This window comes from Parageobacillus galactosidasius, assembly GCF_002217735.1.
Classification (GTDB): domain Bacteria; phylum Bacillota; class Bacilli; order Bacillales; family Anoxybacillaceae; genus Parageobacillus_B; species Parageobacillus_B toebii.
Map to the genome: position 1 here is coordinate 1,169,110 of NZ_NDYL01000002.1, position 12,762 is coordinate 1,181,871.

Annotated in this window: 10 protein-coding genes; 1 reads left to right on the plus strand and 9 read right to left on the minus strand. The window is 41.4% G+C overall.

Annotated elements, in window-relative coordinates; translation table 11 throughout:
- The first annotated feature begins 147 nt into the window (after window positions 1–147).
- Entirely contained in the window at window positions 148–633 is a 486-nt protein-coding gene (locus B9L23_RS15515) for a LiaI-LiaF-like domain-containing protein (protein WP_015864689.1), read from the plus strand.
- Between the two features lie 46 nt (window positions 634–679).
- Here the strand turns inward: B9L23_RS15515 and yihA are convergent, their stop codons facing one another.
- The 9 genes from yihA to leuB form a co-directional block, all read right to left on the minus strand.
- Window positions 680–1,261, minus strand: a complete 582-nt coding sequence (gene yihA / locus B9L23_RS15520; RefSeq protein ID WP_062753098.1) for a ribosome biogenesis GTP-binding protein YihA/YsxC — start codon at window positions 1,259–1,261, stop codon at window positions 680–682.
- Window positions 1,258–3,594: an endopeptidase La gene (gene lon / locus B9L23_RS15525; RefSeq protein ID WP_089097975.1), complete on the minus strand. Its 2,337-nt coding sequence runs from the start codon at window positions 3,592–3,594 to the stop codon at window positions 1,258–1,260. The genes yihA and lon overlap by 4 nt, the downstream gene beginning before the upstream one ends.
- 160 nt (window positions 3,595–3,754) lie before the next feature.
- A complete protein-coding gene (gene lonB / locus B9L23_RS15530; RefSeq protein WP_089097976.1) occupies window positions 3,755–5,425 on the minus strand; it encodes an ATP-dependent protease LonB in 1,671 nt (556 codons plus the stop codon).
- 111 nt (window positions 5,426–5,536) lie between these two features.
- On the minus strand, window positions 5,537–6,802 hold the full coding sequence (gene clpX, locus B9L23_RS15535) for an ATP-dependent protease ATP-binding subunit ClpX (protein ID WP_015864693.1): 1,266 nt from the start codon (window positions 6,800–6,802) through the stop codon (window positions 5,537–5,539).
- Between the two features lie 224 nt (window positions 6,803–7,026).
- Window positions 7,027–8,313, minus strand: a complete 1,287-nt coding sequence (gene tig / locus B9L23_RS15540; protein WP_015864694.1) for a trigger factor — start codon at window positions 8,311–8,313, stop codon at window positions 7,027–7,029.
- Window positions 8,314–8,492: 179 nt separating this feature from the next.
- On the minus strand, window positions 8,493–9,473 hold the full coding sequence (locus tag B9L23_RS15545; RefSeq protein ID WP_211278819.1) for a tetratricopeptide repeat protein: 981 nt from the start codon (window positions 9,471–9,473) through the stop codon (window positions 8,493–8,495).
- 125 nt (window positions 9,474–9,598) lie between these two features.
- Window positions 9,599–10,192, minus strand: a complete 594-nt coding sequence (leuD, locus tag B9L23_RS15550; RefSeq protein ID WP_015864696.1) for a 3-isopropylmalate dehydratase small subunit — start codon at window positions 10,190–10,192, stop codon at window positions 9,599–9,601.
- A gap of 12 nt (window positions 10,193–10,204) precedes the next feature.
- Window positions 10,205–11,620, minus strand: coding sequence for a 3-isopropylmalate dehydratase large subunit (gene leuC, locus B9L23_RS15555; protein WP_062677873.1), 1,416 nt, complete (start codon window positions 11,618–11,620; stop codon window positions 10,205–10,207).
- Window positions 11,621–11,639: 19 nt separating this feature from the next.
- Window positions 11,640–12,755 (minus strand): 3-isopropylmalate dehydrogenase, encoded by a 1,116-nt coding sequence (leuB, locus tag B9L23_RS15560; RefSeq protein WP_062677872.1) that lies wholly within the window; start codon window positions 12,753–12,755, stop codon window positions 11,640–11,642.
- Window positions 12,756–12,762: the final 7 nt, after the last annotated feature.

A 12,762-nucleotide genomic window follows, 5' to 3' on the forward strand; every position in this document is an offset into this window, starting at 1 on the left:
ATCAAGTACATAAATATCTTTTTTTATTATAGCACATATGTCTTTCTACTTTATGAAAAAAGTGTGAACATGCTAGAAAGCATATGATAAACTTTATACAGTATAAGTGTATCATAAAAAAGTTTGTCGAAAAACTGGGAGGAACCGATGAAAAAACAAGCTGCGTTCTCTGGCATTATTCTTGTTGGACTGGGCGTTTACTTTTTTGCCAATCAGCTTCACTCCTCATTTGCCCATCTTTTTCAAGACTGGCCAGCACTGTTAATGATTCTCGGGGCGGCGCTGATCGGCCAGGCGTACTCCGCCCGTGAATACCAACACCTATTTCCAGGCATCATTTTGTTTGGATTCGGACTTCACATTTTACTTGTCCATTGGTTCAAACAATGGCCAAATCATATCGGCGTCTTTTTCTTTATCATTGCGATAGCATTTTTCATTAGCTCCCGAAAAGTAAAAAGCGGCCTTGGCCAAAGCATCTTTTTTTTAGCATTAGCCTTTATTATGCTGTTTTCCGAACATTTTCAGCCGCTGTTTTATATTGTCGAAACAGGCATTGCATCGATTTGGAAGTTTTGGCCGCTTGGGCTAATCCTTGCGGGTATATACATATTATTGGTAAAGAGGAAATAATCCATACAAAAAACACCAGCCTCGTTTCATGCTGGTGTTTTTTCGATTATAGGAATCGCTCCAATGCTGCCCATGCTTCTTCTTTTCCTTGGCCTGTTTCTGCCGAAAAAAGAATAAGTTTATCATCCTCCATGATGTTCAACGTTTCACGGACAACTTTTAAATGCTTTTGCCATTTTCCCTTCGGAACTTTATCTGCTTTCGTCGCAATGATAATCGTCGGGATTTGATAATGTTTTAAAAACTCATACATCATGACATCATCTTTCGTCGGCGGATGCCGCAAGTCGACGATCAGAACAACTGCGCGCAGCTGTTCTCTTGTCGTAAAATACGTTTCCATCATTTTTCCCCATGCTTCCCGCTCTTTCTTTGAGACCCTCGCAAATCCATATCCCGGCACATCAACAAAATAAAGCGATTCATTAATAAGGTAAAAATTTAATGTTTGCGTTTTTCCTGGTTTCGATGAAGTGCGCGCTAAATTTTTTCGATTAATCATTTTATTAATAAAGGAAGATTTGCCAACATTGGAACGACCGGCGAGTGCAAATTCCGGCAACGCACCATCTGGATATTGTTCCGGTTTCACCGCACTGACGGCGATTTCTGCTTTTGTCACGTTCATTGTTGATCCCCTACCAATGCATGTTGTAGTACTTCATCTAAATGGGAAACGAACACAAATTGTAAATCATTTTTTACCACATCTGGAATATCTTCTAAATCTTTTTCATTGTCCTTTGGTAAAATTACTTTTTTCAAACCGGCGCGATGGGCGCTTAACGTTTTTTCTTTTAATCCGCCAATTGGAAGCACGCGGCCGCGCAATGTAATTTCTCCCGTCATGCCAACAAATCGGTTTACCGGCCGGCCTGTTAGCGCGGAAATGAGCGCAGTTGCAATCGTGATCCCAGCAGATGGTCCGTCTTTTGGCACGGCGCCTTCTGGTACGTGAATATGAATATCGTATTTTTCATGAAATTCAGAGTCAATCCCAAGCTGTTCAGCTCGAGAACGCACGTAACTAAATGCTGCTTGTGCGGATTCTTTCATGACATCGCCTAATTTTCCTGTTAACACAAGCTTCCCTTTTCCCGGTGCAAGCGATACTTCAATGGATAGCGTATCACCGCCAAACGCTGTGTAGGCAAGGCCTGTCGCCACGCCGACTTGATCTTCCAATTCCGCTTGGCCGTAACGGTATTTTCTTTTTCCTAAAAATTCTTCTATATTTTTCTCTGTAATGATGACGCGTTTTTTCTCCTCAGAAACGATGAGACGTGCTGCTTTTCGGCAAATCGCAGCGATCTGCCGCTCCAATTCGCGCACACCTGCTTCTCGTGTATAATAGCGAATAATACTCATCATCGCGTCATCACGTACTTGCAACGATGATTTTTTTAATCCATGCTCTTTTAATTGTTTTGGAAGCAAATGACGTTTAGCGATTTGCAATTTTTCTACTTCCGTATAGCCTGGGATTGTAATAATTTCCATACGATCCAAAAGCGGCTGTGGAATCGTTGCTAAGTTATTTGCTGTCGCAATAAACATCACTTTCGATAAATCATACGGTTCTTCAATATAATGGTCGCTGAACGTATGGTTTTGTTCCGGATCCAACACTTCAAGAAGCGCCGCAGACGGATCGCCGCGAAAATCACTCGACATTTTATCAATTTCATCTAATAAAAATACCGGATTAATCGTTCCCGCTTTTTTCATCCCTTGGATAATTCGTCCAGGCATTGCGCCGACGTATGTGCGACGGTGGCCACGAATTTCTGATTCATCGCGAACACCGCCTAACGAAATGCGAACAAATCGGCGGTTTAGCGACTTGGCAATCGAACGAGCAAGCGACGTCTTCCCAACTCCTGGCGGCCCTGCTAAACAAAGAATCGGACCTTTTAATGATTTCGTTAATTGTTGCACAGATAGAAATTCGAGCACTCGTTCTTTTACTTTTTCTAGACCGTAATGATCTTCGTTTAATATCGCTTCCGCCCGTTTGATATCATGAATATCTTCTGTTTGAGTTGACCACGGAAGCGCAATAAGCCAGTCTAAATAGTTGCGTATCACCGCGCTTTCCGCTGAGGTCGCTGGTATTTTTTCATAGCGGTCGAGTTCTTTAAGAGCCGTTTCTTTCACATGACTTGGCATGCCGGCTGCTTCGATTTTTTCTTTTAATGCTTCGACTTCTCCTGCTTTTCCTTCTTTTTCACCAAGTTCTTTTTGAATTGCCTTCATTTGTTCACGCAAGTAATATTCTTTTTGTGTACGTTCCATCGATTGCTTGACGCGCATGCTAATCTTTTTCTCAAGCTGCAGCACTTCTTTTTCATTATGCAGGATTTGAATAATTTTATGGATGCGTTCTTTCACATCGATCGTTTCGAGAATGCGTTGTTTTTCCTCTAGTTTAAGCGGCAAATGGGAAGCGATAATATCCGCCATTCGTCCCGGCTCATCGATATCTGCAATGGAAGCATAAATATCGGCTGACAATCTTTTTGATAAATTTATGTATTGTTCAAAGTATTCGAGCATCGTCCGTTTCAACGCTTCGTCCTCTAAATCTTTCGTTGTGCGATCTACAAACTTTTCTACTTTTACCATAAAATACGGTTCTTCACTTACTGTCTCGGTAATGATTGCACGCGCGATTCCTTCCACCAGCACGCGAAACGTTCCGTTCGGAAGTTTAAGCAACTGTTTTACGCGCGCAAGCGTCCCCATTTGATATAAATCATCCATATCAGGTTCATCAACGGAAACATCTTTTTGCGATGTCAACAAAATGATGTGATCTTCCACCATTGCTGTTTCAAGCGCTTTTACCGATTTCTCCCGCCCCACATCTAAATGTAAGACCATCGTTGGGAAAACAAGCAGCCCCCTTAGTGGCAAAAGAGGAACGACAAGCTCTTTTTTCTTCACCACGAACACCTCCATATCTCACTTCTATTCGTCTATTGTATAGCACCGTAGCACAATTTGTAAAATGACATGATACAGACAAAGGGAAACGTTTTTTATATCTTGCTTATGAATTATAATATAAAGAAAAACCGACTTCGACATCCTTTTTTCGTCGAAGTCGTATCGCTTGCTACTACACTGATTTTTTTTCGGAGCGATCGGCAGCGGCTGGAATAGCGCTATCGTGTTGCGCAAAATCTTTTCCAAATACAACTGGAAACACTTCCTCTAAACGTTGGACAGGAATAATCTCGATCCCATCGATCTCTCGTAAAAGGGATTGCATGTTTTCCAACGGAACGATCACTTTTTTCGCCCCAGCCTGTTTCGCCGCTTTTACTTTTGGAAAAATTCCACCCACTGGTTTGACATAACCGTGAATACTAATTTCTCCTGTCATCGCTACCGTACAATCAACCGGTATTTGATAAATCGCTGAATAAATTCCGGTTGCTATCGCAATTCCTGCGGACGGACCATCGATTGGAATGCCTCCTGGGAAATTAATATGAATATCATAACGATCAGCGGGAACTCCCATTGCACGCAATACAGTAATGACATTTTCAATGGAACCTCTTGCCATACTTTTGCGGCGAATAGATTTTTCCCGGCTTCCAATACTTTCTTCTTCAACGATGCCAGTAATATTAATGGTTCCTTTTTCTTTTGTTGGCAAAGCAGTTACTTCAATTTCCAAAAGCGCTCCGGTGTTCGGACCGTATACAGCTAATCCATTCACAAGACCAACCATCGATGCATGAGAGATTTTCTTTTCATATCGCGGCGACAATTGACTTGAGTGGATGACCCATTCAATGTCTTTATCTAAAATCGTTTCACGTTTTTCAGAAATAGCAATTCCCGCAGCAATTTGCATGATATTTACTGCTTCCCGCCCGTTTCTCGCATAAGACGCAAGAATACGAATTCCGTTTTCCGATACTTTTAAACGTATTTTTTCCGCTGCTTTTTTTGCGATGAGCGCAATTTCATCCTGATCGAGTTCACGAAAAAACACTTCTAAACAACGCGAGCGAATAGCCGGAGGAATTTCGTTTGGCGTTCTCGTTGTCGCTCCAACAAGGCGAAAATCTGCAGGAAGCCCATTTTGGAAAATGTCATGGATATGACTCGGAATTTGCGGGTTTTCCTTGCTATAATAAGCACTTTCAAAAAACACTTTACGGTCTTCGAGCACTTTCAGTAATTTATTCATTTGAATCGGATGAAGCTCTCCAATTTCATCAATAAATAAAACTCCACCATGTGCAGTCGTTACCGCGCCTTGCTTTGGCTGCGGAATGCCTGCTTGTCCCATCGCTCCAGCCCCTTGATAAATTGGATCGTGCACAGACCCAATTAACGGATCGGCGATTCCACGTTCATCAAACCGTGCTGTCGTTGCGTCTAATTCAACAAATACCGCATTCTTTTTAAAAGGAGAAAGCGGATTTTTTTTCGCCTCTTCTAAAACTAGACGAGCCGCCGCTGTTTTCCCAACGCCTGGTGGTCCGTAAATAATGACATGCTGAGGGTTCGGACCGCATAACGCCGCTTTTAACGCTTTAATTCCGTCTTCTTGACCGACAATATCTTCAAAACTTTTCGGTCTTACTTTTTCCGCAAGTGGTTCGGTTAACGAAATGGATCGCAATTTCTGAAGCTGTTCCATTTCTTTTCGGGATTCCTTATCGATCGAAACTTTTTGGATCCGTTGGTTTTTAAGCAAATTCCAAAAATAAAGACCAATAATAATCCCGAAAAATAGTTGTATCAATAGTACTGCATTTGCCCAATTCATTCTCTGAAATCCTCCTGCCTTCAAATAGTATGTAGTATGATAGTATCTCCGTGAAAAGGCAGGAATAAACAAAAAAGAAACCGCCTTATGACTAAGGCAGTTTTACAAACATTACGCTGATGTTTTTCTCTCTTGTTCTATCACGGTTCCGTCGTGGCGAATCAGTTTTGGCGGTTTATTGCCACGAACCGTCTCTACGGTAATAATACATTTTTGCACATCTTCACGAGATGGCAGCTCGAACATGACATCGAGCATAATTCCTTCAATAATCGAGCGAAGACCGCGCGCTCCGGTTTTTCGTTCAATTGCTTTTTTCGCAATTTCCCGCAGCGCTTCTTCTTCAAATTCAAGCTCCACCCCATCAAGTTCAAGCATTTTTTGATATTGTTTTACAATCGCATTTTTCGGCTTTGTTAATATATCGACAAGTGCTTGTTCATCAAGCGGCTCCAAAGTCGTAATGACCGGAAGACGACCGACAAACTCTGGGATAAGTCCAAACTTTAATAAATCTTCCGGAAGCACTTTTGACAATAAATTCTTTTCATCTACATCCGACTGCTGAATATCGGCGCCGAACCCGATTACTTTTTTTCCTAAGCGGCGCTTAATAATCGGTTCGAGCCCATCAAACGCACCGCCACAAATAAATAAAATGTTCGTTGTGTCAATTTGTATAAATTCTTGATGTGGATGCTTGCGGCCACCTTGAGGCGGAACGCTGGCAATCGTTCCTTCTAAAATTTTTAATAATGCCTGCTGCACTCCTTCACCAGATACATCGCGCGTAATGGATGGGTTTTCCGATTTGCGGGCGATTTTATCGATTTCATCGATATAAATAATTCCTTTTTCAGCCCGTTCCACATCATAGTCGGCTGCCTGAATAAGCTTGAGCAAAATGTTTTCTACATCTTCACCGACGTATCCAGCTTCCGTAAGCGATGTTGCATCCGCAATCGCAAACGGCACGTTTAAAATGCGGGCTAATGTTTGCGCCAGCAGCGTTTTTCCGCTTCCCGTCGGTCCAATCATTAAAATATTGCTTTTCGATAATTCTACATCATCGATTTTACTGCCAGAATTAATCCGCTTATAATGATTATAAACCGCAACCGCTAACGATTTTTTCGCTTCATCTTGGCCGATGACATATTCATCTAAAATTTCCCGAATTTCTTTTGGTTTTGGAATATCTTTAAATTCAAATTCCTCTTCGTTTCCTAACTCTTCTTCCACGATCTCCGTGCATAGCTCGATGCATTCATCACATATGTATACACCGGGACCAGCAACAAGCTTGCGGACTTGGTCTTGCGTTTTTCCGCAAAACGAACACTTTAACTGTCCTTTTTCATCATTAAATTTAAACATCAACTTCACCCCTTGCCACGAAATCGCACAACTTCATATGTATTTTATTTTCCTCACAAAACTTCGATGACAAAACGTATGTATTGGTCATTTTATCATAAATGATCTCCAAAAAGCTAATAAAAAAATTGTAATGTGTTAGAAAAATTAGAAAATTTTTTATCACGCTTCATTTTTTGTATGAAAGAACAAGGCACGAACATTCGCGCCTTGCTCTTTATATATTATGCCGCAACTTTGCTATTTTCTACAAGGAAATCGATCGTTTTCCGCCATTTCAAATCTTCTTTTACACCATCAAGATTTCCTAATAGCTCTTTTAGTTTTTCCACTTCTAAATTATATGCTTTCGCCATTTTTTCTAGTTCTTCATTTATTTCTTCTTCTGTTACTTCAATATTTTCTGCCTTTGCAATCGCTTCTATTGTTAAGGCAACACGAACGCGTTTTTCCGCATCTTCTTTCATTTGTTCACGCAATGCTGCTTCATCTTGGCCCGAGAATTGATAATAAAGCTCAAGATTAAGTCCCTGCATTTGCAAACGTTGATCAAATTCACGCAACATGCGGTCTGTTTCGTTTTTCACCATTACTTCTGGAATATCAATTTCCGCGTTTTCTGCCGCTTTTTCAACAACCGCGTCACGAAGTGCTGCTTCCGCTTCATTCTTTTTCATTTCTTCAAGTCTTTTGCGGATTTTGTCTTTTAATTGTTCTAATGTTTCCACTTCATCGTCTACATCTTTTGCGAATTCATCGTCTAATGCTGGAAGGCGTTTTTCTTTTATTTCATGTACTTTTACTTTGAATGTCGCAGGTTTGCCCGCTAATTCTTTTGCGTGGTATTCTTCAGGGAATGTCACTTCAATTTCTTTTTCTTCTCCTGCTTGCATGCCGATCAATTGATCTTCAAATCCTGGAATGAATGTGCCTGAACCGATTTCAAGCGAGTAATTTTCCGCTTTTCCGCCTTCAAATGGCTCGCCGTCAACAAAACCTTCGAAATCGATCACTGCTGTATCGCCGTTTTCAACTTTGCCGTCTTCTTTTACAACAAGCTCCGCGTAGTTTTCTTGAAGACGTTTTAATTCGTTTTCCACATCTTCATCTGTGACAGTATCATCCATTTTTTCCACTTCTAATCCTTTATATTGCCCAAGTTTTACTTCTGGTTTTACGGTAACTTTTGCTGTAAAAATAAGGCTTTTTCCTTTTTCCATTTGTTCAATATCGATTTTTGGAACATCTACTGGTTCGATTCCTGCTTCTTCTACTGCTTTTGCATAAGCTTCTGGCAATAAAATATCAAGTGCATCTTGATATAACGCTTCTACTCCAAAGCGTTTTTCAAAAATGACGCGCGGTACTTTTCCTTTGCGGAATCCTGGAATAGCAATGTTTTTCACTACCTTTTTAAACGCCGCATCCAATCCTTCATTTACTTTTTCCGCGTCCACTTCAACAGTAAGAACGCCTTCATTACCTTCAAGCTTTTCCCATTTTACTGACATAATATTCCCTCCACTTAAAAATCATTCATTATAATTTAAGGATGAAGATAATGAAACGATTCCATTTTTCATTATCTTTTTATTATTCTCATATATGTAATAAAAAGTATAAAACATATACGCAATACAACCATTATATTATAACATACAACAATGATGTTTCAATACGAATAAGATGATTAAAAATAGGAAAATTTCTCTACTTCATAAAGCTTTTTGCAAAGAAAATCCATGTTTTCGGCATGAACATGATACATGCGGGCAATTTTCTCTAAAGCCGCTGGTATTCCTTGAAATTGACAGGCAATGAAATGAAGCGCTGCAATCCAATCTTCACATGTAGCCGGTTTTGGAGAAAACGGGTAAAGAATGTACGTATAACGAAGCCAAATATCTACAGCTACTTCATATAAGCTTGGATTTTCGCTTGCTAACGTATTCTCTAACTGCCGTAACACGTGTGATGCAAACGCCGTTTGTGCCTGTTCGTTTAGATTTGCCGGTATTACTTCCATTCTTTCTCCAAACTTTTCGATTGTGACAACATCGGTTACATTTTTTAATGTAAGCAAACGTAAAATCATTGTTTTGGTTATTGGGTTTTTTGATTCGTTCATTAAATATTGTTTTAAAATGGAAAGAACAGGAGCAATATCTTCATTTTCTAACTGCTTGATCACTTTCATATGCTCGGTAATATCGTCCGACTCAAACAGCTGCTGAATGCTATCTTGTTCAGCAAGCGGCAAAGCAGTTTTGCTCATTTTTTGATTGAAATGAAGCAGACGCAACAGGTGCTCCCGCATCGAAGGAGAAAGATGGCGGCGGTGCAACGCATCACGTATCACCATTTCTGCTTGCTCATATCGTTGCATTTGCATCAAAATAGATACATACATTTGCAAAAGTTCGATATCGTCTCTATGTTCTTGAAGCAACATGCGTAAACGGCGTTCAGCCTCAAGAAAATCACCTAATTCGCAGTGACAAACGGCAATGCTAAGTGCTACATGGAAACTATTCTCACCAAGCTGTTCTGCTTCATGGAAAAAATGAAGCGCTTCATCGTACCGCTTTGCCTGCAGTGCTTCCATTCCCTCTTCAACAAGGCGTTCCTTGACACGAGGAAACAAAATAATATTTTTATTTTTTCGCTCCATGTTCGCCCGCCCCAATAAAATTTTTACACAAGTGTAACAATTTTTCCTCCAAAATACAAGCAAAATAAGCAGAAAAAAGAAAAAGCCGTTCCAGCATTTTGAGGCGGAAACGGCTTTTTTTCCACTTACGACATTGGGCAATGTTTTTTTTCATACTCTGCAATATACGGTTCATAAACGAACGTTAAATCGATTTCATCCCAACCTTTTAAAAGCAGTTGTTTTCGGTATGGATCAATGTCGAACGTCCGCTCAAATCCGCTATCATCATACACCCGTTGATCTTCTAGAGAAATTGTTAATTCATAATCTGCTTTCGTGCTTTCTCTCAATAAATATTCGACATCTTGCTTAGCTAAACGAATTGGCAATAATCCATTTTTTAGGCAGTTGTTATAAAAAATATCTGCAAATGATGGGGCAATAATCGCTTGAAATCCGTAATCTTGCAGGGCCCATGGGGCATGTTCGCGCGATGATCCACAGCCAAAATTTTCGTTAGCGACAAGAATGGTTGCCCCTTCATTTTCAGGTCGATTTAATTCAAAATCCGGATTTGGTTTTTCTCCATCGATATAGCGCCAGTCGTAAAACAGAAACTTCCCAAACCCCGTACGCTCGATTCTCTTTAAAAACTGTTTTGGAATAATTTGGTCTGTATCGATGTTGGCGCGGTCGATGCCCGCTACTTTCCCTTTATGAACAGTAAATGGCTTCATTCGTTTCCCCCCTTAATGGACCGGTTCTTTCTGCAATTGTCGAACATCAACAAAATGCCCATAAATTGCAGCAGCGGCAGCCATCGCCGGGCTAACTAAGTGCGTTCTTGCCCCTTTTCCTTGTCGTCCCTCAAAATTTCGATTCGATGTGGAAGCGCAATGTTCTCCTTCCGGTATAATGTCTGGATTCATTCCTAAACATGCGCTGCAGCCGGAATCACGCCATTCGAATCCCGCATCGATAAAAATTTGTGCTAATCCTTCTTCTTCCGCTTGTTTTTTCACTTGTTGCGATCCAGGGACAACAAGCGCACGCACACCTTTTGCCACTTTCTTTCCTTTGACAATTTTCGCAGCTTCACGCAAGTCGCTAATACGAGAGTTCGTACAGGAACCGATGAAAACGTGCTGCACTGGAATTTCTGTAATCGGAGTGCCAGGTTTTAATCCCATATATTCCAAAGCGCGTCGTACTGCCTTTTGTTCCGTTTCGCTTGAAAAATCCTCTGGATACGGCACTGTTCCTTCGATCGATGTGCTCATCGATGGGTTCGTCCCCCATGTCACCATTGGGGCAATGGTCGACGCATCTATTTCAATCGTTTTGTCGTATTCCGCGCCTTCATCTGTCGCAAGAGCCCGCCAGCGTTCTACCGCTTTTTCAAACTCTTCTCCCTTCGGCGCATATTTGCGCCCTCGCAAATAAGCAAACGTCGTTTCATCTGGACTTACTAAACCAGCACGTGCGCCTGCTTCAATCGACATGTTGCAAATCGTCATTCTCTCTTCCATCGACATGTTACGAATGACTTCTCCAGTAAATTCGATAATATATCCTGTTCCAACATCAACCCCGTAGCGGCCGATAATGGCCAAAATGACGTCTTTGGCGGTAACTCCTTCCCCTAATTTTCCGTTAATGCGAATTTGCAGCGTTTTTGGTTTATGCTGCCATAACGTTTGTGTCGCAAGCACATGTTCCACTTCGCTCGTTCCGATTCCAAACGCAAGCGCTCCAAATGCTCCATGTGTCGACGTATGGCTGTCCCCGCAAACAATCGTTTTTCCAGGTTGTGTTAAACCAAGCTCTGGACCAATCACATGAACAATTCCTTGTTCTTCACTACGCAAATCAGCTAGCGGAATCGAAAATTCCCGACAGTTTCGTTCCAACGCGGCAATTTGATTTCTTGCCACTTCGTCCTCAATCACAAAACGGTTTACTGTTGGAACATTATGATCCATCGTCGCAAATGTTAAATCTGGGCGGCGCACTTTCCGCCCCTTTTGCCGCAATCCTTCAAACGCTTGCGGAGAGGTGACTTCGTGCACTAAATGTAAGTCGATATAGAGCAAATCTGGTTTTCCATCTTCGCGATATACGACATGATTTTCCCAAATCTTTTCAATAATCGTTTTCGGTTTCACTGCTTTCACCTCTCATTTTTCATGAGTAAACAGTCATAATATGGAAAATTGCTTCATTATCTAAAATCGTCGCTTTAATTTCGTTTACCATTTCATCAGTGGAAACGACTCGTTGTCCTTTTTGTGCAATATCTGCTGTTCGCAATCCAGCTGCCAATACTTGCTGAACCGCTTTTTCAATTGCATCTGCCTCTTCCGAAAGCCCAAAGGATAATCGAAGCATCATTGCCGCTGATAAAATCGTTGCAATCGGATTTGCTTTATTTTGACCCGCAATATCAGGCGCAGAACCGTGAATTGGCTCATACAAACTAGGCCCTGATGTCGATAAACTTGCGGATGGCAACATCCCGAGCGAACCGGTCAACATCGAAGCTTCATCACTTAAAATGTCGCCAAACATGTTTTCCGTAACAATGACATCAAATTGTTGCGGAGAGCGAATTAGCTGCATTGCCGCATTATCGACAAGCATATGCTCAAGCGTTACATCAGGAAACTCTTGCGCCACTTCTTCAGCAATTTCCCGCCACATTCTGCTTGATTCGAGCACATTCGCCTTATCAACAGATGTCACTTTTTTCTTCCGTTTACGCGCAAGTTCAAACGCTGCTTTCACAATCCGCTTAATTTCTTCTTTTTTATATAGAAGCGTATCTACTGCTTTTTCTTCTCCGTTTTCTACCATCCGTCCGCTCGGTTTCCCAAAATATAGTCCTCCTGTTAATTCACGAACGATTAACAAATCGACACCTTGAATCACTTCCTTCTTCAGCGGTGACGAATCCATTAAACTGTCGTAAAACTTTACTGGCCGTAAATTGGCAAACAAATTCATCTCTTTACGAATTTGCAATAACCCTTTTTCCGGACGCAAATGTGCAGGGTTTCGATCCCATTTCGGACCACCGACTGCCCCAAGCAATATCGCATCACTTTCATGACAGATGGCAAGCGTTTCATCTGGGAGCGGCGTACCTTTTTGGTCAATCGCCGCTCCACCAATAAGCCCGAATTCGAACTCAAACTGATGTCCAAAACGGGTTTCGATTGTTTTTAGAATTTCAACAGCTCCCCTCGTCACTTCTTTTCCGATTCCATCACCCGGCAATACGGCAATCCGATAACTTCCCATGCTGTTT